The organism is Streptomyces sp. NPDC054783 (genome assembly GCF_053611725.1).
Genome location: NZ_JBSHAY010000019.1, coordinates 72,140 through 94,783 on the forward strand (window position 1 = coordinate 72,140; position 22,644 = coordinate 94,783).

Genomic DNA, 22,644 nt, shown 5'->3' on the forward strand with positions numbered 1-22,644 from the left:
GACGTGCGGTGACGTGCGACCGCGAGCGTCAGGGTGTCGGACTCGTCAGCCGCGGCTCGCCTTGGCGAGGGCCGGCACGAAGCGCAGGGCGTCCAGGGTGCCCACGCCGGTGGCCATGTCGTAGCCGTTGACGGCCTTGTAGCCCTTCACGCCCTGGTAGCTGTTGTCGGTGCCGTCGTTGACGTCGACGACACCCGGGTTCTTCTGCTTCAGCAGGGTGTAGAGGGCCGCGTTGATGTTGCCCACGCGGTGGCCGCCCGCCTGGTCGGCGAGGGCGACGATGCCCGAGAACAGGGGGCTGGCCTCGCTGGTGCCGCCGGAGACGTCCCAGCCGGTGGCCGTCGGGTCGTAGCTGGAGTACACCCAGGCACCGCCGTTGACCGCGGCGGCCATCGAGATGTCCGGGGTGCCGCGGCGGGTGCCGACGACGTTCTTGACCCCGTCCTGGTAGGCCGGCCGGTTGAAGACGTGGGACTGGCCGCCGCCGCCCGCGCCGTAGTCGTTGTAGACGCTGTCCGGCTTGACGCGCTCGCCCTTGTCGTTCAGGTGGAGCTGGGTGCCGCCGATGGAGGTGACCAGCGGGTCGGACGACGGCCAGGAGTTGACGCGCTTGTTGTAGTACGTCTTGCCGTCCAGCTTCATGTCGGTGGCGCCGCCGTCACCGGAGGAGGCGAGCACGGTCACGTGCTTGCGCTGCGCGGCCTCGAAGGCGTACCGGAGCTTCTTGATGCTGGAGAAGTCGCCCTTGTCGAAGCCCGGGAAGGTGTTCTCGGTGGCACCGAAGCTCTGGGTGATGACGTCGCCGACACCGTGGTCGATCAGGTACTTCTCGGCGGACATCATCTCCGGCAGGCCGGTGGTGCCCTCGGTCTCCGAGACCGCCGTCTCCACCAGCACGATCTTCGCACCCGGCGCGACGGCGTGGGCCATCTCGACGTCCAGCGTGGTCTCGCCGGCCCAGCCGGTCATGTCCGAGTTCTTCGGGTCGAACTTGGGGACATGGCCCCACTTGACGACGTCGACCTTGGTGCTGGGCAGCCCGAACTGCTTGCTGTAGACGTCCAGGTCGTGCTGGACGGTCGGGGACCCGAAGGAGTCGACGATGACGATCGTACGGCCCTTGCCCGTGATGCCCTTCTTGTACAGCGGGTTCAGGTCGTACGCCGTTCTGTACTGGAGCGGGTTGTAGCAGTTGATGTGCCATTTGGCCTGGCACTGGGCGATGGGGAGGGGGCTGGCCACGTCGTGGACGAGGGTCTGCCCCGCGATGGCCGGCTGCGCGAAGGTGTGCGGCACGCCGGCGGGCGCGGCGGTGGTGGCGCCTGCCGGGGAGATGGTCGCCAGTCCTGCGGCGACGAGTGCGGCAGTGGCGGCGGAGGCCGCGAGGCCGCGCCCGGTACGGGCTATGTGCATGTGTTCCCCTGAGTGGTCCGAAGTCGGACTTGATCGGTCGCCCTAGCAGACACACAGACGACCGACTGAGTCATGCACAGATCAAGATTATTGACCGGCCGATGCCGAATCCTTTACCCAGCCAGAGCTTTCGGGAACATGAACGGCCGGTGCCCCCGCACAGTGGGCACCGGCCGTTCCGTCCGACCTGTCCGTGGCAGGTCAGAGCGCGAGACCGGTCAGGACCAGCACGCGCTCGTAGGTGTAGTCCTCCATCGCGAACCGCACGCCCTCGCGGCCCACACCGGACTGCTTGGCGCCGCCGTACGGCATCTGGTCGGCGCGGTAGGACGGGACGTCGCCGATCACCACGCCGCCGACCTCGAGGGCGCGGTGGGCACGGAAGGCGACCTGCAGATCGCGGGTGAACACGCCCGCCTGGAGGCCGTACTTGGAGTTGTTGACCGCGGCGAAGGCCTCCGCCTCGCCGTCCACCTTCTGCACGGTGAGGACCGGTCCGAAGACCTCCTCGCAGGCGAGGGTGACGTCCGCCGGTACGTCGGTGAGAACGGTCGGCGCGTAGGAGGCGCCGTCGCGGTCGCCGCCGGTGAGCAGCGTGGCGCCGGCCTCGACCGCCTCCTTCACCCAGGACTCCACGCGCTTGGCCGCATCCTCGCTGACCAGCGGGCCGACGTCCGTCTTGGCGTCGGACGGGTCACCGGTGACCTGGGCCTCGACGGCGGCGACGATGCGCGGCAGCAGGCGGTCGTGGACGGCGGCGTCGGCGATCACGCGCTGCACGGAGATGCAGGACTGGCCGCCCTGGTAGTTGGAGAAGGTCGCGATGCGGGTCGCGGCCCAGTCCAGGTCGGCGTCGGAGGTGTAGTCACCGAGGACGACCGCGGCTCCGTTGCCGCCCAGCTCCAGCGTGCAGTGCTTGCGCGGCACCGAGTCCATGATCGCGTAGCCGACCTTGTCGGAACCGGTGAAGGAGATCACCGGCAGGCGCTCGTCCTGGACCAGGGCGGGCATGCGGTCGTTCGGGACCGGCAGGACCGACCAGGAACCGGCCGGCAGGTCGGTCTCGGCCAGCAGCTCGCCGAGGATCAGGCCGGAGAGCGGGGTGGCCGGGGCCGGCTTGAGGATGATCGGCGCACCGACGGCGATCGCGGGGGCGACCTTGTGCGCGCACAGGTTCAGCGGGAAGTTGAACGGCGCGATGCCGAGCACGACACCCTTGGGGAAGCGGCGGGTGAGCGCCAGCCGGCCCTGGCCGCCGGCGTCGGTGTCCAGCCGCTGGGCCTCGCCGCCGTTGAACCGCCGGGCCTCCTCGGCGGCGAACCGGAACACGGAGACGGCACGGCCGACCTCGCCCCGGGCCCACTTGATGGGCTTGCCGTTCTCGGCGGAGATCAGCTGGGCGATCTCCTCGGTGCGCTCGACCAGCCGCTTGCTGACGTGGTCGAGGGCGGCGGCGCGCACGTGCGCCGGGGTGGCGGCGAACTCGTCCCGCACGGCGTACGCGGCGGCCACGGCCTCCTCGACCTGGGCGTCGGTCGGCACGCCGACCTTGCCGACGAGGCGACCGTCCCACGGGGAGGTGACGTCGAAGGTGTCCTCGCCGGTGACCTGGCGGCCGGCGAGCCAGAAGGCGTGGGTGGAAGTCATCTGTGGATTCCCGGCCCTTCCGCGTTGGAGGTGTGCTTGGCTTTCGTGGTCCACGGTAGGGCGGGGCCGGCCGGGGGTCGCTTGTCCGAGTCGTAGCAGTGGGCAGCCCCGGCACTACTGTTTGGACTACTTGGACTACTCGGTGCCGGTCTGTTCGGACTACTCGGCGCTGGTCGCCTTCAGCGCGAGCCACAGCTCCATCCGGACGTCGGGATCGTCCAGGGACCGCCCGAGGATCTCCTCGACCCGCCGCATCCGGTACCGCAGCGTGTGCCGGTGCACGCCCAGGTCCGCCGCGGCCGCGTCCCACTGCCCGTGCCGCGACAGCCACGCCCGCAGCGAGGCGACCAGATCCCCCCGCCCCGTCGCGTCGTGCTCGTGCAGCGCCCGCAGCAACCCGTCCGCGAACGCCTTCACCGCGTCGTCGGCCAGCAGCGGCAGCACGGACCCCGCGGCCAGCTGCTCGTGCTCCACCAGCACCCGTCCCCGCCGCCGCGCCACCGACAGCGCCTGCTCGGCCTGCTTGTACGCCGCCGCCGCGGCGATCGGCCCGGCCGGCGCGGACAGCCCGACGACCAGCTCCTCCTCGTCACCCCCGGCCTGCTCCGGCACGGCCCGCGCCGCCTCCAGCGCCGCCGCGTGCCCCGTGCAGGCGGCCACCGCCGCGCCGCCGTCGGCGGCGAGCACCACCACTCGCTCCCCCTCGGGCACGACCAGCACGGCCTCCCCGGAGCGCGCGGCAGCGGACTCCAGGGCCTCCACCAGCCCGCCCAGCGGATCACCGCTCGTGGCGCCGGCGGCAGGCACGGCGCCACCGGCACCCGGCCCGCGCACATGGCCGTGGGCGTCCGCGTGCGCCCGAGCGGCGGATCCGGACGCCGCCTCGGCGACGATCATCCGGAACGGTGCATCCAGCAGCCCGCCGTACAGGTCCCCGGCGACGGCCCGGGCGTGGTCGGGCTCCCCGGCGAGGAGCATGCGCAGCACGGCCGCGCCGACGCGCTGTTCGGCCGCGTGCAGGGAGCGGGAGCGTTCGGTGGTGAGGGTGAGCAGGGCGATGGCGGAGTGCACGGCGTAGCGCTCGGCGGTGCCGAGGGCGGCGGCGGTGCCGACGGCGAGCGCGGCGCGCGGCCGCCGCCCGGTCCCCAGGGAGTGCAGCTCGACCCGGTCCTCGTGTTCGGGCCCACCGACGACGGACGACGCCGGCGCGGGACGCTCCCGCAGCCGCTCGACCTCGGCCGTCAGCCGGGCGGCACGCCGGCCGGCCCACTCGGGCGCGGCGGCGACGACGGCGCCGGAGGCGTCGTACAGCGCGGCCCACCCGTCGACCTGCCCGGCGAGCGCGCCGAGCAGCCCCTCGGGCCCGGAACTCAGCGCCTGCTTGGTCAGCTCCCGCTGCGCGGCGAATCCTGCGGTGACGGCACGGTACTGATCGGCGGCGATGGCCGCGGACACGGCCTTGCTGATGGCGAGGAAGGGGGTGCGGCGGGGCACCTCCAGCAGGGGCAGCCCCTCCTGCCGGCAGGCGTCGACGAGAGCCGCCGGGATGTCCTCGTAATTGACCCCCACGGCGAAACCGAGCCCGACGACACCGGCCCCTGCCAGCCGCTTCACATACCGCCGCATGGCCTCGGGGTCCTCGGCGTCCAGCTTGAGCGCGGTGATCAGCAGCAGCTCACCGCCCTCCATGTACGGCACGGGGTCGGCCAGCTCACTGACGTGGGCCCAGCGGACGGGCACGTCGAGGCGGTCCTCGCCCGCGCGCACGGTCAGCTTCAGCGCGGAGTGGTGGACGAGCGAGGCGAGGGTCGGGGGCATGAGGCCTTCAGTCGACGGCAGATCGAGCGTACGGATGAGTGGATCTCATGGTCGGACCTTGTCGTCCGTATCCTTCGTATCCTTTGGCCGAACCGTATGAACGGCCTACACCGATTCTGCCTCACCGTACGATCCCCCGCCGCCTCCTCACCCCCTCAGATCCACCAGCAACGGCGGCGCGTGCTCCCCCCGCACACTCGTCAACGACAACACCGCATGCCCCGCCGGCACCCCATGAGCCAACTCGGACGCGGACCAGCGCTCACGCTCGACCTGGCGGACGGTGACGGCGCGGGCGGTGGGCGCCTGTCCTGTGATGACCCGTCGCAGGATGTGCACGGCCTTGCCGGCCGGGGTCTCGGCGATGATCTGGCGATCGGTGACGTCCCGGGTCTCGATCCACTCCTTGCCCCACACTTCGGCGAAGTCCTGCCCATCCCAGGGCGTGACCCCGGCCAGTGCCATCCGGCAGCCGGTTGCGCCGAGCAGCGGACTGCGCAGCGGCCTGGGCACGTCGTCCAGGGTGCGCAGGGTGAGCACTGCACCGGCACCCGCCGAGCGGAGGCGCTGGACGCCGCGGACCGCCTCCGGGGTGATGACACCGGAGGCGTCGTCGAGGATCAGGCAGGCGAACAGCGACCGGTCCTCCCGTACGGTCACGGCTGCCGTGAACTGGGCCAGCACCAGCCGGGCCAGGATCCGGGAAGCGTCGGCGTGCCCGCGCTGGGGCAGGTCGATGCGGACACGCACCGGGTGGTCGAGGGCCTCGAGTGAGAACGGCCGGGCCTGGTCGGAGGTGTTGAAAAAGCCGGCGAAGACAGGCCGGTCGAGCAGCGCGATCCGGTCGGCGAGCACGGTGCCGACGTCGCCCGGGTGGGCCATCTGCCGTTCGCGGGCGTCGAGTTCCCGCAGGAGCCCCTCCTGTCCGGTGTCCGTCAGCGCCTTGCGCAGCGCGGCGAGCGGGCCGGGAGCGCCGTCGAGGAGCTGGCGCAGCTCGGGCACGGACGGAAAGCGGTCGTGGACGGCACGGAAGGGACCGAGCAGCTGGGCGAGAACAGTGGTCGAGCGGCGGCTGTCGCTGCCCGGGTGCGCATCGGCGAGGTCGCCTGCGAGGGCCTCGGCGAGTATGGCAGCCGCCTCGTCGGGGTCGGTGGTGCCGCCGTAGAGGTCGAGGTCGTAGACGGACTCCGGGTGACCGATCCGTACGACGACGTCGTAGGCCTCGGCCGGGCCGAGTCCGGTGCCCGCCGCGCCGACGACCACGACGGAGGCGCGCCCGGCGAGGGCGTGCAGGCACAGGGACTCGGCGAGTGGCCGTACCACCGCGCCGGTCTTCCCCGAGCCGGACGGCCCTACGACGAGCAGCGAGGTACCGAGCAGGCCGGGGTCGAGGCCGAGGCCCGCGCCCCGGTAGTGGTAGGGGTTGCGGGGGTCGTCGACGGCAGTGCCGAGCCGGACCTGGCCGGTGAGCAGGTCGTGGCGAGCGTGCCGCGCGGGCAGGTCACGTTCGCCGGAGGGGTGCAGGCAGGCGGCGGAGCCGTCCTTGACCACGGCGCCGGTGAAGGTGGCCAGCGTGTGCCGTCCCGACCGCACCCCCTGCCAGGCCCGGCTGATGCGCGCGTGATCGACGTCCCGCATGAGCCCGGCCTTCGCCTCGGCGGCAAGCCGATCGGCGGCCTCGTGGGCACCGGCGCGGCGCAGGTGGGGCCATTCGGCCGGGTCCTGCTCGGGCGTGGGCGGGCGCTCGACCACCGGCAGGGCCGGCCGCCAGGCCGGCGGGCCGTAGCGGCGCCAGACCTCGCCCCAGCGGCCGAGACGGCCGACGATGAGCAGAATGGCAAGAACGATGACGGTGTAGTAGCCGTACCAGAGGAAGGCGCGCGACACATTGCTGTCGCTGTTGCGCCAGGAGTCGGGAACGAGCAGTTCGAGTGGCAGCACCCACCAGCTGCCGAGATAGCCGTTCCACAGCAAGGACCAGAACAGCCAGCCGACGAGAAAGGCGATGAAAGCACCGCTGATCAGCTGTCGGGCCGGGATCTGCTCGGGCTCCTGCTCGGGCCGGGGCCGGTGTCCGAGGCGCCACACGCCGGGCGCCGCCTCCGGGCGGGTTGTGCGCAGCCAGGTCAGGAAAGCGGAGCCGTCCGGTTGCGGCGGCACACCGGGAGGTACCGCCGGCATGGGTGGCACGGCGCTCCCCTCCCGTGGTACCGCAGGTCGAGGTACAGGATTCGCATGCGTGCCGCGTGCGTCGCGCGTGCCGTCGCTGTCCATCGACCTTGCCCCCTGACCAGCCGTTCCGTCCACCGTCAGCGAGCAATCTAACGCCCCAGCAGGGGGAGTTCACCGCTTACGCGGCCGAGAGCGCCCGCCGACTGGGCGTACCCCGGCCGGACGGCTATGTCCATGACGGACAACCGGGGCGACCGACAACGCCCACATGGAGCATGCCCACCCCCCACCCCCGGCCCTAGCCTGCGAAGAAAGATAGGTATGCGGCCGAAAACGCACCGCCCGGAATCGTCCGGGACGCCAGACAAGACCGCCCGGTACGCAAGATCATCAGGAGCCCCCATGACCGCACTTCCGCAGGAGCGCTGCGTCGTCACCGCCATCCCCGGCCCGAAGTCGCAGGAGTTGCAGGCCCGCCGTACCGCCGCGGTCGCGCAGGGCGTGGGCTCCGTGTTGCCGGTCTTCACCGCGCGCGCCGGTGGCGGGATCATCGAGGACGTCGACGGCAACCGGCTCATCGACTTCGGGTCCGGTATCGCCGTGACCTCCGTCGGCGCCTCCGCCGAGGCCGTCGTACGGCGGGCGAGCGCTCAGCTCGCCGACTTCACCCACACCTGTTTCATGGTCACCCCGTACGAGGGGTATGTGGAGGTGGCGGAGGCTCTGGCCGAGCTGACCCCCGGTGACCACGCCAAGAAGTCCGCGCTGTTCAACTCCGGCGCCGAGGCCGTCGAGAACGCCGTCAAGATCGCGCGTGCCTACACCAAGCGGCAGGCCGTCGTGGTGTTCGACCACGGGTACCACGGGCGAACCAACCTGACCATGGCGCTCACCGCCAAGAACATGCCGTACAAGCACGGGTTCGGGCCGTTCGCTCCCGAGGTGTACCGGGTGCCGGTCGCCTACGCCTACCGCTGGCCGACCGGGGCGGAGAACTGCGGCCCCGAGGCCGCCGCGCAGGCCATCGACCAGATCACCAAGCAGGTCGGCCCGGACAACGTGGCCGCGATCATCATCGAGCCCGTGCTCGGCGAGGGTGGCTTCATCGAGCCGGCCAAGGGCTTCCTCCCGGCGATCCGGCAGTTCGCCTCCGACAACGGGATCGTCTTCGTCGCCGACGAGATCCAGAGCGGTTTCTGCCGGACCGGGCAGTGGTTCGCCTGCGAGGACGAGGGGATCGTCCCTGACCTGATCACGACCGCCAAGGGCATCGCCGGTGGGCTTCCGCTCGCCGCCGTCACCGGGCGTGCGGAGATCATGGACGCCGCGCACGCCGGCGGGCTGGGTGGTACGTACGGCGGCAACCCGGTCGCCTGTGCGGGTGCCCTCGGCGCCATCGAGACCATGAAGGAGCTCGACCTCAACGGCAAGGCCAAGCGCATCGAGGAGATCATGAAGGGTCGCCTCGCCGCCATGGCCGAGAAGTTCGACGTCATCGGTGACGTGCGTGGGCGCGGCGCGATGATCGCGATCGAGCTCGTGAAGGACCGTGCCACCAAGGAGCCGAACCCGGAGGCCACCGCCGCGCTCGCCAAGGCCTGCCACGCCGAGGGCCTGCTGGTCCTGACCTGCGGCACCTACGGCAACGTGCTGCGCTTCCTGCCCCCGCTGGTGATCGGCGAGGACCTGCTGAACGAGGGCCTCGACATCATCGAGCAGGCCTTCGCGCGCATCTGAGCGACTGCTCCGCACCTCTGAACGGTGCCTGCGGCAGGCCGTGTGAAGAACGTGTGCGGGGTGGATGACGGGAGCCGATTCCGTCTGCCCAAGCGGCCCGGCCTGCCGTAGGTTCTACCCAGATGAGAGATACACCCCGCCCACAGGGGACTGTGGGCGATTTCAGGCCGGGGCCTCCCCAGCTTCGACCTGGTCGTGCCCTCGCGCACACAACAACCGGCGCCTGACGGCTCCGGGATCTCCTCACCGATCGGACGGTCGCCGCCCCAAACCCCCCGGGGCGCGCGACGTTCCGATCCGGACGGCCGCCTCGGAACTACCCCCCCTGTTCCGGGGCGGCCGACCTCCTTCTCCTTTCCTTGCACCAGCCGGTCCCGGTACGGATCGAGCCGGTTTCCCGGACATGGCCTGACGATGCGTTCCGGGCCGAACGGACCTGCGAAGCTGGGTACCGTGTCGACCCCAGCCCGCCACTTTGTGCTCCTCGGTCTCCCGGCCGGCCTCTTCGCCGTGATCACCTGGCAGGTCGTGACGCGCGGCCCGCTGCTGCGCCTGGACTCCCGCCTCAGCCGGGACCTGGTCCATCGGGACGGATTCGGCGCATATCTCTCCGACCTCGGCAACATCCAGATCGCCGTCCCGGTGCTCGCCGCGGCCGTGTTCTACGTCCTCTGGCGGGGACGGTCCACCGGTACGGAACGGTGGTGGCTGCCACCCGCCGCCGCGGCCGCGCTGATGGCGCTGGTCCCGGCGATCGTCGTACCCCTCAAGGACTGGACCGCACGGCCGGGGACCCCCGTGGTGCCTCCGGCCGTCGGCTATTTCCCCTCCGGGCACACGGCCACGGCGGCCGTCGCCTACGGCTCCGCGACACTGCTCCTGCTGCCCTGGCTGCGCTCCACGGCCGCCCGCCGGAGCCTGGTCGCCGGGTGCGCGGCCCTGGTGCTCGGAGTGTCGTACGGCCTGGTCCGGCACGGCTGGCACTGGCCCCTGGACGTGGTGGCCAGCTGGTGCCTGTGCACCGTGCTGCTGACCGCCCTGTCCCTGGTGCCGGGCGTCTCGAAGAAGCCCGGCGTCTTGAAGCAGCCCGGCGTCTTGAAGAAGGGAGGGACGCGCGGCTCCGGCTGAGTCCCATGCAGCGCTACCGATCCCTGTCCCCTCCCCCGGCCAGCCGCGCCGCCGCCTCGTGCATCGCCAGCTCCAGCAGCGCCGGGTCGGTCAGCGTGCCGGAGCCGTCCGGCGGCACCAGCCAGCGCACGCCCCGGGTCGCCCGGCCCGGATACGGCACGACGATCCAGGTGCCGTATCCGGCGGTGCGGATGCCGGTGCCGATCCAGCGGGCCGCGGTGCCCGGCGGCACGAAGAACCCGACCCGGCTGTCGCCGAAATCGACGAGCACCGGGCCGGGTCGGTCGAGCACGCGGATGAGCACGTCCAGGGTCGGATAGCCGAGGTCACCCGGCAGGATCAGTACGTCCCAGGCCCTGCCGGCGGGCAGCAGCGCGACCCCGAGGGGATTGCGCTCCCATGCCCAGCGGCAGGCTTCGGGGTCCGGTGCGACGGATACCAGCCATTCCACGGCCGTCTTCGCCCCAGTCATCGTCAAGGCCTCCCTGTCTCTCGCCCGACCGTCCGGAGCGGTCGCGTCAGGAGGAGAGAAGGAGGCCTTTCCGGGGCATTACGCGGGTTCCGCACCCCAACGAGGTGACTTGGGTCACATTTCGACGTCGGCCGGGGGTGATCGTCAGTAGTAGTACCAGTACCAGACGTCGCCGCAGTGGTGGTGACGGTAATGGTGGTCCCAGTCGTGGCTCCAGTAGTCCCCGTCGTGGTGGTCGTGGCGGGGAGTCATGGTCACCGCGGACGTCTGGTGCATCGGTGCCGCCGTGGCGGCCGCCACCGGCAGCATGACGCCTCCGGCGACGACTACGGCGGAGGCCACCGCCGTCGCCAGGCCGCCCAGGCGGCGCTTGGGACGAGCGTCGTCGTGCTTGCGGTTGAAGCGGTTGATGAGGGTCATGATCTTCTCCTGCTGTTCCGGTGTGGAAGCCGGTGCCTCCCGGTGAGGCCCGTGCTTCAAGTACGCCGGAACGCGGCGGCAGAGTCATGCTCCGGAAACTCGGGGCTTGACCCAGCCATGGGGGCCGGGTAAAAGCCCCACAGGCCGACGAAAGGCCTCAGCTGTCGAAGCCCAGCCCCAGCCGGTCCATGGTGCGCAGCCACAGGTTGCGCCGCCCGCTGTGCGCGTCCGCACGGGCCAGGGACCACTTGGTGAGGGCGATCCCGGTCCAGGCGAACGGCTCGGGCGGGAACGGCAGCGGCTTCTTGCGGACCATCTCCAGCTCCGTCCGCTCGGTGCGCTCCTCGTCCAGCAGGTCGAGCATCACGTCCGCGCCGAAGCGGGTCGCTCCGACACCCAGGCCGGTGTACCCGGCCGCGTACGCGACCTTCCCCTGGTGTGCCGTGCCGAAGAACGCCGAGAAGCGTGAGCAGGTGTCGATCGCGCCGCCCCAGGCATGCGTGAAGCGGACGCCCTCCAACTGCGGGAAGCAGGTGAAGAAGTGGCCCGCGAGCTTGGCGTACGTCTCCGGCCGGTCGTCGTACTCGGCGCGCACCCGGCCGCCGTAGTGGTGGATCGCGTCGTAGCCGCCCCACAGGATGCGGTTGTCGGCGGAGAGCCGGAAGTAGTGGAACTGGTTGGCCGAGTCGCCGAGTCCCTGTCTGTTCTTCCAGCCGACCGACTCCAGTTGCGCGTCACTCAGCGGCTCGGTCATCAGCGCGTAGTCGTAGACCGGGACGGTGTAGGAGCGCACGCGGCGCAGCAGGCTGGGGAAGATGTTGGTGCCGAGCGCGACCCTGCGGGCGCGGACCGCGCCGTACGGCGTGCGTACGGCCATCCCGGCGCCGTACGGCTTCAACGTCAGCGCGGGCGTGTGCTCGTACACCCGCACCCCGAGCTGCAGACACGCTTTCTTCAGGCCCCACGCCAGCTTCGCCGGGTGCAGCATGGCCACGCCCCGGCGGTCCCACAGACCGGCCTCGAAGGTGGGCGAGTTCACCTGCTCGCGCACGGCGTCGGCGTCCAGGAACTCGATGCCGTCCGCGAGGCCCTGCTCCGCCAACTCCTTGTGCCAGTCGCGCAGTTCCCAGGCCTGGTAGGTCTCGGTGGCGACGTCGATCTCGCCGGTGCGCTCGAAGTCGCAGTCGATGCCGTGCCGGGCGATCGCGGCCTCGATCTCGTCCAGGTTGCGCCGGCCCAGTTCCTCGAGCTTCTGGATCTCGCCGGGCCAGCGGGTGAGGCCGTTGGGCAGGCCGTGGGTGAGGGAGGCGGCGCAGAAGCCGCCGTTGCGGCCGGAGGCGGCCCAGCCCACCTCGCGGCCTTCCAGCAGGACCACGTCCCGCTGCGGATCGCGCTCCTTGGCGTTGAGCGCGGTCCACAGTCCGCTGTAGCCGCCGCCGACGACCAGCAGGTCGCAGGTGTCGGTGCCGGTGAGGGCGGGCTCGGGGTGGGGCTTGCCGGGGTCTTCCAGCCAGTACGGCACCGGCTGGGCTTCGGAGAGAGAAGCGATCCAGTTGTCTTTGCCACGACTCATGGCGCTTGGGGCCATGATTTCAACTCCCTACAGAGGACTTTCCCGACGGGGGAATTCCTGAAAAGGCTTATACCCTTTGTTTGTTGCGGCTGTTGCCGACGAGCATCGAGAACAGGGTGATGAGGACGGCGACGAGGAACATGGCCGTACCGATCACATTGATCTGGACGGGTGTTCCGCGCTGCGCCGAACCCCACACGAACATCGGGAAGGTGACGGTCGAGCCGGCGTTGAAGTTCGTGATGATGAAGTCGTCGAAGGACAGCGCGAACGACAGCAGCGCGCCCGCCGCGATGCCCGGTGCCGCGATGGGCAGGGTGACCCGCAGGAAGGTCTGCACGGGGCCGGCGTACAGGTCCCGGGCGGCCTCCTCCAGGCGCGGGTCCATCGACATCACGCGCGCCTTGACCGCTGTGACGACGAAGCTGAGGCAGAACATGATGTGGGCGATGAGGATCGTCCAGAAGCCGAGCTGCGCGCCCATGTTGAGGAACAGGGTGAGCAGCGAGGCGGCCATGACGACCTCGGGCATCGCCATCGGCAGGAAGATCAGCGAGTTGACGGCGCCGCGGGCGCGGAAGCGGTAGCGGACCAGCGCGAAGGCGATCATCGTGCCGAGGATCGTGGCGCCGATCGTCGCCCACACCGCGATCTGGAGGCTGACGGACAGCGAGCCGCACATGTCGGCGACGCCGCACGGCTGCTTCCAGGCGTCCAGGGAGAACTGCTGCCACTCGTAGTTGAAGCGTCCCTTCGGTTTGTTGAAGGAGAACACCGTCACGATGACGTTCGGCAGCAGCAGGTACGCGAGCGTCAGGGTTCCGGCGATGACGACGAGATGGCGCTTGAGCCAGTTGACGAAGGGCATTTAGACCAGGTCCTCCGTCCCGGACCGGCGGATGTAGATCGTGACCATGGCCAGGATCGCGGCCATGAGGATGAAGGAGAGCGCCGCGGCGGTCGGGTAGTCCAGGATCCGCAGGAACTGCGTCTGGATGACGTTTCCGATCATGCGGGTGTCGGTGGAGCCGAGCAGTTCGGAGTTGACGTAGTCACCGGCCGCCGGGATGAAGGTCAGCAGCGTGCCGGAGACCACGCCCGGCATCGACAGCGGGAAGGTCACCTTGCGGAAGGTGGTCCACGGCTTGGCGTACAGGTCGCCGGCCGCCTCGTGCAGCCGCCCGTCGATCCGCTCCAGCGAGGTGTACAGCGGCAGGATCATGAACGGCAGGAAGTTGTACGTCAGTCCGCACACCACCGCCAGCGGTGTGGCGAGGACGCGGTCGCCGGCCGTCCAGCCGAGCCAGTTGGTGAGGTCCAGGACGTGCAGCGAGTTCAGGGCGTGCACCACCGGGCCGTTGTCGGCGAGGATCGTCTTCCAGGCCAGGGTGCGGATCAGGAAGCTGGTGAAGAACGGCGCGATCACCAGGATCATGATCAGGTTCCGCCAGCGGCCCGCGCGGAACGCGATCAGATAGGCCAGTGGGTAGCCGAGCAGCAGGCACAGGACCGTGGCGCCGGCCGCGTAGAGGACGGACCGCAGGAACTGCGGCCAGTACTCGCTGAACGCGTCCCAGTAGGTGGCGAAGTGCCAGGTGACCTTGTAGCCCTGCTCCAGGGAGCCCTGCTGCACGGAGGTGGAGGCCTGGTAGATCATCGGCAGCGCGAAGAAGACGATCAGCCAGAGGATGCCGGGCAGCAGCAGCCAGTACGGGGTGAACCGGCCGCGCTTGCGCGGGGGCTTCTGCTCCGGTGCGGTGGGCGCGAGGGGCGGGGGCGCCTCGGCTTCGGTGAGCGTCGTCATCAGGCGGCCGCCTCTTCCTCGGTGCCCGCGTCGATGTCCTGAGCGGCGTCCAGGCCGAAGGTGTGGGCCGGGCTCCAGTGCAGGACGACGTCGGCGCCGGGCACGAGCCGGCCGTCGCGCTCGACGTTCTGGACGTACACCGCGAGCTCGTCGCAGACCGGGCTGTCTATCACGTACTGGGTGGAGACACCGATGAAGCTGGCGTCGGCGATCCTGCCGGTGAGGCGGTTGCGGCCCTCGGGGATGTCCCCCGCGTCGTCGGCGTGCGTGAGGGAGATCTTCTCGGGGCGGATACCGACCAGCACCTTGCCGCCGGCCGTCGTCGGGGCCGCACATCGCGCCTTTGGCAGCACCAGCTTGCCGCCGCCCGCCTTGAGCACTATGTCGTCGCCGTTCTTCGTGTCGACCTCGGCCTCGATGAGGTTGGAGGTGCCGAGGAAGTTCGCGACGAAGGTCGTGTTCGGGTTCTCGTACAGGTCGGTGGGCGAGCCCAGCTGCTCGACGCGGCCCGCGTTCATCACGGCGACCGTGTCGGCCATGGTCATGGCCTCCTCCTGGTCGTGCGTGACATGGACGAAGGTGATGCCGACCTCGGTCTGGATGCGCTTGAGCTCCAGCTGCATCTGGCGGCGCAGCTTGAGGTCGAGGGCGCCGAGCGGCTCGTCGAGCAGCAGCACCTTGGGGTGGTTGATGAGGGCGCGGGCGACGGCGACGCGCTGCTGCTGGCCACCGGAGAGCTGGTGCGGCTTCTTGCGCGCCTGCTCGCCGAGCTGGACCAGCTCCAGCATCTCCTCGACCTGCTTCTTCACGCTCTTCATGCCGCGCCGGCGCAGACCGAAGGCGACGTTCTCGAAGATGTCGAGGTGCGGGAAGAGGGCGTAGGACTGGAAGACGGTGTTCACCGGCCGCTTGTAGGGCGGCAGGCTGGTCACTTCCTGGTCGCCGAGGTGGACGGTGCCCGTCGTGGGCTCCTCCAGGCCGGCGATCATGCGCAGGGTGGTGGTCTTGCCGCAGCCGGAGGCGCCGAGCAGGGCGAAGAAGGAGCCCTGCGGCACGGTCAGGTCCAGCGGCTGTACGGCGGTGAATCCGTTGTCGTACGTCTTGCTGATACCGGAGAGGCGGACGTCGCCGCTGTTGTCTGGTGTCGTCATCGTCGTCACGCCCCTGTGAGCTTCGAGAACTTCTGCTGGTAGGCGGTCTCTTCCTTCTGCGTCAGCGAGCGGAAGGCGTGGGACCGGGCCTGCATGGCCTTGTCGGGGAGGATCAGCGGGTTGTCCGCCGCGCTCTTGTCGATCTTGGCAAGATACGGCTTCACCCCCGCGACCGGGCTCACGTAGTTGATGTACGCGGCGAGTTCGGCGGCCGGCTCGAGCTCGTAGAAGAAGTCGATGAGCCGCTCGGCGTTCGTCTTGTGGCGCGCCCTGTTGGGAATCAGCATGTTGTCGGTCGAGGTCATGTAGCCGCTGTCGGGGATGACGTAGCCGACGTCCGGGCTGTCCGCCTGGAGCTGGACGATGTCACCGGCCCAGGCGATACAGGCGGCGAAGTCGCCCTTGCTGAGGTCGGACGTGTAGTCGTTGCCGGTGAAGCGGCGGATCTGGCCCTTGTCGACGGCCTTCTGCAGGCGGGCGATCACCGCGTCGAAGTCGTCGTCGGTGAACTTCGCCGGGTCCTTGCCCATGTCGAGCATGGTCATGCCGATGCTGTCGCGCATCTCGGTAAGGAAGCCGACGCGGCCCTTGAGCTTGGGGTTGTCGAGCAGGTCGGAGACCGACTTCACCTCGATGCCGTCGAGTGCCTTCTTGTTGTAGGCGATGACGGTGGAGATGCCCTGCCAGGGGTACGAGTAGGCCCGGCCCGGGTCCCAGTCGGGGGCGCGGAACTGGTCCGACAGGTTGGCGAAGGCGTGCGGCAGGTTGGACGGGTCCAGTTTCTGGACGTACCCGAGGCGGATCATGCGGGCGGCCAGCCAGTCGGTGAGCACGACGAGGTCACGGCCGGTGTCCTGGCCCGCGGCGAGCTGCGGCTGGATCTTGCCGAAGAACTCGTCGTTGTCGTTGATGTCCTCGGTGTACTTCACCTGGATGCCGGTCCGCTTGGCGAACGCGTCGAGCGTGGGGTGCCGCTTGGTCTTGTCGTCCACGTCGATGTACTCGGGCCAGTTGGAGAAGTTGACGACCTTCTCCTTGGCCGAGTGGTCGTCGGCGGACACGCCCCCTTGCGTCTTGGTCGCCGCGGGGATCCCGCAGGCGCTCAGCGCCCCGAGTCCGCCGACCGCGAGCGCGCCGCCCGCGGAGGCGCGCAGCAGCGAACGGCGGGTCATCGCGGCGCGGCCGCTGCGCAGACTGCGCCGTATGGCGGCGACTTCGACCGGGGTGAGGCGGTCGGGCTCGTACTGCTCCATGCGCGTGGTGCCCTTTCGGGAGGATTGAGTGGTCGGCCTGGTCGAGGGCCGGAGCGTCACACCCGGCGGCAGCCGGACAAACGGCTGCTACCGGTCCCCGAAGATCGTGCGGTGCCAGTCCTTGCGGGCGACCGCCGTGTTGTCGAACATTACGTGTTTGACCTGCGTGTACTCCTCGAAGGAGTACGCCGACATGTCCTTGCCGAAGCCGGACGCCTTGTAGCCGCCGTGCGGCATCTCGCTGATGATCGGGATGTGGTCGTTGATCCACACGCAGCCCGCCTTGATCTCGCGGGTGGCGCGGTTCGCGCGGTAGACGTTGCCGCTCCACGCGGAGGCGGCGAGACCGTACGGGGTGTCGTTGGCCAGCCGGATGCCGTCGTCGTCGCTGTCGAAGGGCAGTACGACCAGTACGGGACCGAAGATCTCGGACTGGACGATCTCGCTGTCCTGGGCGGCGTCGGCGATCAGGGTCGGCCGGTAGTAGGCGCCCTTCGCCAGGTCGCCCTTCGGGCTCTCGCCGCCGGTGACCACGCGCGCGTAGGCACGGGCGCGGTCCACGAAGGCGGCGACCCGGTCCCGCTGGACGTGCGAGATGAGCGGCCCGAGGTCGGTGCCGGGCGCGAAGGGATCACCGAGCCGCACGGTCTCCATCAGGGCGGCGGTCCGCTCCACGAAGGCCTCGTACAGCGGCCGCTGCACGTACGCGCGCGTGGCGGCCGTGCAGTCCTGCCCGGTGTTGATGAGCGCACCGGCGACGGCGCCGTGGACGGCGGCCTCCAGATCGGCGTCGTCGAAGACGACGAAGGGTGCCTTGCCGCCGAGCTCCAGGTGCAGCCGCTTGACCGTGGCGGTGGCGACCTCGGCGACGCGCTTGCCGACGGCCGTGGACCCGGTGAAGGAGGTCATGGCGACGTCCGGGTGGCCGACCAGGTGCTCGCCCGCCTCCTTCCCGGTCCCGGTCACGATGTTGATCACACCGTCGGGGATGCCGGCGTCGGTGGCGGCCTGGGCGAAGAGCAGCGAGGTGAGCGGGGTCAGCTCGGCCGGCTTCAGCACGATCGTGTTGCCGGCGGCGATCGCCGGGAGGATCTTCCAGGCGGCCATCTGGAGGGGGTAGTTCCAGGGCGCGATCGACCCGACGACACCGATCGGCTCGCGCCGGACGTACGACGTGTGGTCGCCGGAGTACTCACCGGCGGACTGCCCCGCCAGGTGCCGGGCGGCACCCGCGAAGAATGCGGTGTTGTCGATGGTCCCCGGTACGTCGAACTCGCGGGTCAGCTTCAGCGACTTGCCGCACTGCAGGGACTCGGCGCGGGCGAAGTCCTCCGCGCGGTCGGCGAGCACGGCGGCGAACCGGTGCAGGGCGTCGGAGCGCTCGCCCGGGGTGGCCGAGGCCCAGCCCGGGAAGGCCTCGCGGGCGGCGGCGACGGCCGCGTCGACGTCGTCGGTGCCGGCCAGCTCGTAGCGGTACACCTCCTCGCCGGTTGCGGGGTCGACCACGGCGTGGGTACGGCCCGAGGTGCCCTTCGTCGGTCGGCCGCCGATGAACTGCGCGCCCTCGGCGAATCGCTCCTGTGCGGGGAATCGTTCCGGGGTGGCGGTGCCCGGGTTGTGCATGTCGCTCTCCTCCGCCGTGCGCCCCGTCCCGGGGGGTGGGTGGCGTAGCTCCAGCTCGATTTGAGTGCCGATCCTGACAGAGCAATAGGACTCCAACAAGTGATTCCGTTGTTGCCTTTTGGTTACGCGACGGAATCTGTCGACCAGGTGTCGAGTCGGGGCGGAAAAGGGCGGACGGAGTGTCAGTGGTGCGTGCCAGACTCGCGTGCATGGGGAAGATCGACGGGGTGGAAGCCCTGATCAGGGAGGTCCGGGCGGGCGGCCGGATCAAGTACCTCCACTTCTGGGGGCACCGGCCGCGGCCGGACGGCAGGATCGGCGCGAGCTGTCTGAGCCAGTGGTGGCCGTCGCCGTTCACGGTGGACGGAGTGGAGTACGCGACGGCCGAGCACTGGATGATGGCCGGCAAGGCACGGCTGTTCGGGGACGCGGAGGCGGAGCGCAGGGTGCTGGCCGCAGGGCATCCCTCCCAGGCCAAGAAGGCCGGCCGGCTGGTCCGGGGTTTCGACGAGGCGATATGGGAGCGGGAGCGGTTCCGGATCGTGGTCGAGGGCAGCGTGCACAAGTTCGCGTCGGACGACGATCTGCGCCTGTTCCTGCTGGGCACGGGCGACCGGGTGCTGGTGGAGGCGAGCCCGGTGGACCGCATATGGGGCATCGGCCTGGCGGCGGACGACGAGGCGGCCTCGGATCCGGAGCGCTGGCGGGGGCCGAACCTGCTGGGGTTCGCGCTGATGGAGGCGCGCGAGCGGTTGGCGGGGGCCGGGGCGTGAAGGGGGCATGGGACCCTGCGACGGGCAGGGGCCGGAGGGGCTCGGCCTGAAGGCCGGCCCCCGGCGTCGGCGCCCGGTCCGTCGCGGCGCCCGGGCAGTCGCGGCGCCCGGGCAGTCGCAGGGTCCCGGGCCGTCGCAGGGTCCCGGGCCGTCGTCAGAACGTGCCGGCGCTGAACATGCTGGCGAAGAACAAGAAGACCAGCAGCGGCAGGAGCACGGTGGCGATGATGCCGCAGACGAGACCGGCGGTCGCCGCGCCCCTGTTGGTGGCCTCGCCCCGATTGGCCTTGCCCCGGCCGATGGCACCGAAGATGATGGCCAGGATGCCCAGGATCATCCCGAGGATTTCCATGGCGATGGTGAGGCTGCAGACCACTCCGATGATGCCCAGCACCAGTCCCGTGGTGCCCATGCCGTTGCTCGGCTGCATCGGCATCCCGTACCCGGGCATCTGCGGATATGCCGCGGGCGGCGCCGTCGGGTAGGACGGCCCCGGCTGAGAGTAGCCGTAGCCGGACCCCGGCTGCTGCGGGTATCCGTATCCCTGCGGCTGCTGCGGGGCCGGCTGACCGAAACCACCGGCTTCTGGGTTGATGTTGGACATGAAGTGCTTTCCCCTCCGTTGACGATCAAGGCATCGTAATGGCGCACACAGGAGGAGGGGGTGGGTTCCGGCCGACGGACGGGTGCCGTGAGGCCACGGCCCGGCGGACTCAGCGGTCCGCGGCCACCGTCACCGAGACGCCACGGGCGGAGTCGTCGTCGTACGGGCCGGAGTGCGTGCGCCCGTCATGGATGGCGGCAGTGATGCCGATCGCGAGCAGGACGATCACGACGATGCCGAGCACGATGCCGATGATGCCCATGATCAGTCCCGCCTGGGCCTGACCGTGATTGGTGGCCTCGCCGCGATCGGCCCGCCGGCGGCCCTTGATGCCGAAGACCACCGCGAGGATGCCCAGGACCACCGAGACGACGCCGTACATGCAGAACAGGCACAGGGAGAGGATGCCGAGCACCATCGCCGCGGTGCCCATGCCGTTCTGCGGGGCCATCGGCATGCCGGGCCAGCCGTAGCCCGCGGGGTAGCCGGGGTAGCCGTAGCCGCCGGAAGCGGGCGGCACGGGTATGCCGGGTCCCGAGGGCCCGATCGGCGGAGGCGGTACGGCCTCGCCGCCCACCGGGGCCGTACCCGGCACGCCGAATCCGGAGGCGGCCGGCGGTGGGAAGCCGGGAGGAGACGCGAGCGGGGCGAAGCCGGGAGAAGACGCGGGCGGCGCGAAGCCGTCGGTCGGCAGGGAGGTCATGGTCGCCTGGTCGTGCACGGACGGCGGCTGCACGGGAGGCTGATCCTGCGGCTGGGGCTGCTTCTTCTCCAGCGAAGTGCGGTGCTCGGGCGGCGCCCACGGGTTGTGGTCGCCGCCCGGGACTCCACTCGGCTGCGCTCCGTCGCTCACTGGCATGTCCCCCTCGGTCGTTCGTCCCGCCATGCTACGGCGTCGCCGCCGCGCGACCGCGGCCCGGTCCCACCGGAGGCACGCAGGGCCCCGGCGGCGGTTCCGGCGGATCCCAGGCGTGCACAATCCGCGGGCAGACCTCCGCCGCGCGGCCGGTCCGCCGGGAAAGCGCCACCGCGCCGATCGCGCCGCGCCGCACACCCTCGGACGGGACCAGGGGCGGGCGCCGGCCGCACCGCCCTCCGCCGAGCAGCCCGCACCCGCCGTCCGCCTACGATGTCGTCCGTACCGACGATCAGCCGATCACCCGCGCCGCGCCCGCACCGGGCCGCCGGCGCCCTGCTCGGGGAGGACCCCATGACCGACAGCTCCGTACCCGCCGCCGGCACGGCCGACCGCGACCTGCGGACCTTCATCGCCGGGCTGCCCAAGGCCGAACTGCACGTCCACCACGTCGGCTCCGCCTCCCCGCGCATCGTCTCCGAACTGGCCGCACGGCACCCCGACTCCAAGGTGCCGACGGACGCCGAGGCGCTCGCCGACTACTTCACGTTCACGGACTTCGCGCACTTCATCGACGTGTATCTGTCGGTCGTCGATCTCATCCGCACCCCGGAGGACGTCCGGCTGCTGACCTACGAGGTCGCCCGCGACCTGGCCCGGCAGCAGGTGCGCTACGCCGAGCTGACCGTCACCCCCTTCTCCTCCACCCGGCGCGGCATCGACGAGCTGGGCTTCATGGCGGCGATCGAGGACGCCCGCAAGGCTGCCGAGGCCGAGTTCGGGACCGTCCTTCGCTGGTGCTTCGACATCCCGGGAGAGGCGGGGCTGGAGTCCGCCGAGGAGACCGCCCGGCTGGCCACCGACGACCGGATCCGCCCGGAGGGCCTGGTGTCGTTCGGGCTCGGCGGCCCCGAGATCGGCGTGCCCCGGCCGCAGTTCAAGCCGTACTTCGACCGGGCCATCGCCGCAGGCCTGCGCTCGGTCCCGCACGCCGGCGAGACGACCGGCCCGGAGACGGTGTGGGACGCGCTGACCCATCTGCGCGCCGAGCGCATCGGGCACGGCACCAGCTCCGTGCAGGACCCGAAGCTGCTCGCCCACCTCGCCGAGCGGCGCGTCCCGCTGGAGGTCTGCCCGACCTCGAACATCGCCACCCGCGCGGTGCGCACCCTGGACGAGCACCCGATCAAGGAGTTCGTGCAGGCCGGGGTGCTCGTGACGATCAACTCCGACGACCCTCCGATGTTCGGCACCGACCTCAACAACGAGTACGCGGTGGCCGCCCGGCTGCTCGACCTGGACGAGCGGGGTCTCGCCGGCCTCGCGAAGAACGCCGTGGAGGCCTCCTTCCTGGACGCCGACGGCAAGGCCCGGATCGCGGCGGAGATCGACACGTACACCAGTACCTGGCTCGCCTCCTGACACGGCCAACAGGGGGGCACCCCACAATGGGGGTCATGCAGACCGTGACCGCCGTGGCCCATCGCGGCGACCCCTACCGTGTCCGTGAGAACACCATCGACTCGCTGCGTTCCGCGCTCGGCCGGGGCGCGGACGCGGTCGAGATCGACGTACGGCTCACCCGCGACGGCGTCCCCGTGCTGCTGCACGACGACACGCTGCAGCGGCTGTGGGAAGTCGGCCGGCCGCTCGGCGCACTGTCCGCCGAGGAGTTGCGCGGGCTCACGGCGGGCGGTGTGCCGACGCTGGCGGAGACACTGGCCGCGACCGGCGACAGCCGGGTGATGGTGGACCTGTGCGGGCGGGTCGAGCGGCGGATGGTGGACCGGGTCATGGACGTGGTCCGGCAGAGCGGCGCCCGGGAGCGCGTCCACTACTGCGCGGGCGCCGAGGCGATGCTCGCCGTGCGCGCCGCCGACCCGGCCGCCGAGATCGCGCTGACCTGGACGAGCCTCGCCCCGCCCCGGCCCGCGCTGCTGGACGTGGTCCGCCCGCGCTGGCTCAACTACCGCTTCTCCCTGGTGAGCCGGGAGCTGGCGGCGCGCGTCCACCACGACGGTTACCTGCTGTCCGTCTGGACCCCGGACACCCGCCGCTCGATGGGCCGCCTGCTGGAGCTGGGCGTCGACTCGATCACCACGAACCGGGTCGACGTCCTGCACGCCCTGCGCAACGGCGCGGGTCTCGGCGGCCGTTAGACACCGGCAGCCTTCGAGCACGGCGACGAGGTCATGGCCGC

At 70.7% G+C, this 22,644-nt stretch carries 19 protein-coding genes; 5 read left to right on the forward strand and 14 right to left on the reverse strand.

What is annotated here, in order from left to right:
- Positions 1-45 precede the first annotated feature (45 nt).
- The 4 genes from ACWGJ5_RS28920 to ACWGJ5_RS28935 all read right to left on the reverse strand — a co-directional run bounded on the left by ACWGJ5_RS28920 (position 46) and on the right by ACWGJ5_RS28935 (position 7,152).
- Entirely contained in the window at positions 46-1,413 is a 1,368-nt protein-coding gene (locus tag ACWGJ5_RS28920; protein WP_453312588.1) for a S53 family peptidase, read from the reverse strand.
- A 201-nt stretch (positions 1,414-1,614) separates the two neighbouring features.
- The gene (locus ACWGJ5_RS28925) at positions 1,615-3,060 is read right to left on the reverse strand and encodes an aldehyde dehydrogenase family protein (RefSeq protein ID WP_453312589.1); all 1,446 of its coding nucleotides are present in this window, start codon (positions 3,058-3,060) and stop codon (positions 1,615-1,617) included.
- 159 nt (positions 3,061-3,219) lie between these two features.
- Entirely contained in the window at positions 3,220-4,878 is a 1,659-nt protein-coding gene (locus ACWGJ5_RS28930) for a PucR family transcriptional regulator (protein ID WP_453312590.1), read from the reverse strand.
- Between the two features lie 147 nt (positions 4,879-5,025).
- On the reverse strand, positions 5,026-7,152 hold the full coding sequence (locus tag ACWGJ5_RS28935) for an ATP-binding protein (protein ID WP_453312591.1): 2,127 nt from the start codon (positions 7,150-7,152) through the stop codon (positions 5,026-5,028).
- 300 nt (positions 7,153-7,452) lie between these two features.
- Between ACWGJ5_RS28935 and gabT the strand changes: the two genes are divergently transcribed.
- Together gabT and ACWGJ5_RS28945 are read left to right on the forward strand one after the other, a co-directional pair.
- Complete coding sequence (gene gabT / locus ACWGJ5_RS28940) at positions 7,453-8,787, forward strand: 4-aminobutyrate--2-oxoglutarate transaminase (protein ID WP_453312592.1); 1,335 nt, start codon at positions 7,453-7,455, stop codon at positions 8,785-8,787.
- A 414-nt stretch (positions 8,788-9,201) separates the two neighbouring features.
- Complete coding sequence (locus ACWGJ5_RS28945; RefSeq protein ID WP_453312593.1) at positions 9,202-9,915, forward strand: phosphatase PAP2 family protein; 714 nt, start codon at positions 9,202-9,204, stop codon at positions 9,913-9,915.
- A 13-nt stretch (positions 9,916-9,928) separates the two neighbouring features.
- Here the strand turns inward: ACWGJ5_RS28945 and ACWGJ5_RS28950 are convergent, their stop codons facing one another.
- The 8 genes from ACWGJ5_RS28950 to ACWGJ5_RS28985 form a co-directional block, all read right to left on the reverse strand.
- Positions 9,929-10,387 (reverse strand): hypothetical protein, encoded by a 459-nt coding sequence (locus ACWGJ5_RS28950; protein WP_453312594.1) that lies wholly within the window; start codon positions 10,385-10,387, stop codon positions 9,929-9,931.
- A gap of 144 nt (positions 10,388-10,531) precedes the next feature.
- Positions 10,532-10,807, reverse strand: a complete 276-nt coding sequence (locus ACWGJ5_RS28955; RefSeq protein ID WP_453312595.1) for a hypothetical protein — start codon at positions 10,805-10,807, stop codon at positions 10,532-10,534.
- 157 nt (positions 10,808-10,964) lie between these two features.
- A complete protein-coding gene (locus ACWGJ5_RS28960; RefSeq protein ID WP_453312596.1) occupies positions 10,965-12,395 on the reverse strand; it encodes an NAD(P)/FAD-dependent oxidoreductase in 1,431 nt (476 codons plus the stop codon).
- A gap of 52 nt (positions 12,396-12,447) precedes the next feature.
- Complete coding sequence (locus tag ACWGJ5_RS28965) at positions 12,448-13,248, reverse strand: ABC transporter permease (protein WP_453312597.1); 801 nt, start codon at positions 13,246-13,248, stop codon at positions 12,448-12,450.
- Complete coding sequence (locus ACWGJ5_RS28970; protein ID WP_453312598.1) at positions 13,249-14,184, reverse strand: ABC transporter permease; 936 nt, start codon at positions 14,182-14,184, stop codon at positions 13,249-13,251. It abuts the gene before it with no gap.
- Complete coding sequence (locus ACWGJ5_RS28975) at positions 14,184-15,335, reverse strand: ABC transporter ATP-binding protein (protein WP_453312599.1); 1,152 nt, start codon at positions 15,333-15,335, stop codon at positions 14,184-14,186. Before ACWGJ5_RS28975 ends, ACWGJ5_RS28970 begins: the two co-directional genes overlap by 1 nt.
- 5 nt (positions 15,336-15,340) lie before the next feature.
- Positions 15,341-16,588 carry an ABC transporter substrate-binding protein gene (locus ACWGJ5_RS28980; protein WP_453312600.1) on the reverse strand — a complete coding sequence of 416 codons (1,248 nt, stop codon included), beginning with the start codon at positions 16,586-16,588 and terminating at the stop codon, positions 15,341-15,343.
- 87 nt (positions 16,589-16,675) lie between these two features.
- Complete coding sequence (locus tag ACWGJ5_RS28985; protein ID WP_453312601.1) at positions 16,676-18,211, reverse strand: gamma-aminobutyraldehyde dehydrogenase; 1,536 nt, start codon at positions 18,209-18,211, stop codon at positions 16,676-16,678.
- A 209-nt stretch (positions 18,212-18,420) separates the two neighbouring features.
- Between ACWGJ5_RS28985 and ACWGJ5_RS28990 the strand changes: the two genes are divergently transcribed.
- Positions 18,421-18,984 (forward strand): NADAR family protein, encoded by a 564-nt coding sequence (locus tag ACWGJ5_RS28990; protein WP_453312602.1) that lies wholly within the window; start codon positions 18,421-18,423, stop codon positions 18,982-18,984.
- 154 nt (positions 18,985-19,138) lie between these two features.
- On the opposite strand, the gene ACWGJ5_RS28995 is transcribed toward ACWGJ5_RS28990, so the two are convergent.
- Together ACWGJ5_RS28995 and ACWGJ5_RS29000 are read right to left on the reverse strand one after the other, a co-directional pair.
- Positions 19,139-19,588 (reverse strand): DUF4190 domain-containing protein, encoded by a 450-nt coding sequence (locus tag ACWGJ5_RS28995; RefSeq protein ID WP_453312603.1) that lies wholly within the window; start codon positions 19,586-19,588, stop codon positions 19,139-19,141.
- Positions 19,589-19,697: 109 nt separating this feature from the next.
- Positions 19,698-20,447 carry a DUF4190 domain-containing protein gene (locus ACWGJ5_RS29000; RefSeq protein WP_453312604.1) on the reverse strand — a complete coding sequence of 250 codons (750 nt, stop codon included), beginning with the start codon at positions 20,445-20,447 and terminating at the stop codon, positions 19,698-19,700.
- Positions 20,448-20,798: 351 nt separating this feature from the next.
- Here ACWGJ5_RS29000 and ACWGJ5_RS29005 point away from each other — a divergent pair, with 351 nt between their 5' ends.
- Both ACWGJ5_RS29005 and ACWGJ5_RS29010 read left to right on the forward strand, forming a co-directional pair.
- Entirely contained in the window at positions 20,799-21,866 is a 1,068-nt protein-coding gene (locus tag ACWGJ5_RS29005) for an adenosine deaminase (protein WP_453312605.1), read from the forward strand.
- Between the two features lie 35 nt (positions 21,867-21,901).
- The gene (locus ACWGJ5_RS29010) at positions 21,902-22,603 is read left to right on the forward strand and encodes a glycerophosphodiester phosphodiesterase (RefSeq protein WP_453312606.1); all 702 of its coding nucleotides are present in this window, start codon (positions 21,902-21,904) and stop codon (positions 22,601-22,603) included.
- Positions 22,604-22,644 lie beyond the last annotated feature (41 nt).

Excerpts from the sequence above, each read along its gene's own strand:
- ACWGJ5_RS28920 (WP_453312588.1), bottom strand. The coding sequence starts at position 1,413 with ATGCACATAGCCCGTACCGGGCGCGGCCTCGCGGCCTCCGCCGCCACT.
- ACWGJ5_RS28995 (WP_453312603.1), bottom strand. The coding sequence starts at position 19,588 with ATGTCCAACATCAACCCAGAAGCCGGTGGTTTCGGTCAGCCGGCCCCG.
- ACWGJ5_RS28935 (WP_453312591.1), bottom strand. The coding sequence starts at position 7,152 with ATGGACAGCGACGGCACGCGCGACGCACGCGGCACGCATGCGAATCCT.
- ACWGJ5_RS28990 (WP_453312602.1), top strand. The coding sequence starts at position 18,421 with ATGGGGAAGATCGACGGGGTGGAAGCCCTGATCAGGGAGGTCCGGGCG.
- ACWGJ5_RS28980 (WP_453312600.1), bottom strand. The coding sequence starts at position 16,588 with ATGGAGCAGTACGAGCCCGACCGCCTCACCCCGGTCGAAGTCGCCGCC.
- ACWGJ5_RS29010 (WP_453312606.1), top strand. The coding sequence starts at position 21,902 with ATGCAGACCGTGACCGCCGTGGCCCATCGCGGCGACCCCTACCGTGTC.
- ACWGJ5_RS28945 (WP_453312593.1), top strand. The coding sequence starts at position 9,202 with ATGCGTTCCGGGCCGAACGGACCTGCGAAGCTGGGTACCGTGTCGACC.
- gabT (WP_453312592.1), top strand. The coding sequence starts at position 7,453 with ATGACCGCACTTCCGCAGGAGCGCTGCGTCGTCACCGCCATCCCCGGC.
- ACWGJ5_RS28965 (WP_453312597.1), bottom strand. The coding sequence starts at position 13,248 with ATGCCCTTCGTCAACTGGCTCAAGCGCCATCTCGTCGTCATCGCCGGA.
- ACWGJ5_RS29000 (WP_453312604.1), bottom strand. The coding sequence starts at position 20,447 with ATGCCAGTGAGCGACGGAGCGCAGCCGAGTGGAGTCCCGGGCGGCGAC.
- ACWGJ5_RS28930 (WP_453312590.1), bottom strand. The coding sequence starts at position 4,878 with ATGCCCCCGACCCTCGCCTCGCTCGTCCACCACTCCGCGCTGAAGCTG.
- ACWGJ5_RS29005 (WP_453312605.1), top strand. The coding sequence starts at position 20,799 with ATGACCGACAGCTCCGTACCCGCCGCCGGCACGGCCGACCGCGACCTG.
- ACWGJ5_RS28975 (WP_453312599.1), bottom strand. The coding sequence starts at position 15,335 with ATGACGACACCAGACAACAGCGGCGACGTCCGCCTCTCCGGTATCAGC.
- ACWGJ5_RS28970 (WP_453312598.1), bottom strand. The coding sequence starts at position 14,184 with ATGACGACGCTCACCGAAGCCGAGGCGCCCCCGCCCCTCGCGCCCACC.
- ACWGJ5_RS28985 (WP_453312601.1), bottom strand. The coding sequence starts at position 18,211 with ATGCACAACCCGGGCACCGCCACCCCGGAACGATTCCCCGCACAGGAG.
- ACWGJ5_RS28960 (WP_453312596.1), bottom strand. The coding sequence starts at position 12,395 with ATGGCCCCAAGCGCCATGAGTCGTGGCAAAGACAACTGGATCGCTTCT.
- ACWGJ5_RS28955 (WP_453312595.1), bottom strand. The coding sequence starts at position 10,807 with ATGACCCTCATCAACCGCTTCAACCGCAAGCACGACGACGCTCGTCCC.
- ACWGJ5_RS28950 (WP_453312594.1), bottom strand. The coding sequence starts at position 10,387 with ATGACTGGGGCGAAGACGGCCGTGGAATGGCTGGTATCCGTCGCACCG.
- ACWGJ5_RS28925 (WP_453312589.1), bottom strand. The coding sequence starts at position 3,060 with ATGACTTCCACCCACGCCTTCTGGCTCGCCGGCCGCCAGGTCACCGGC.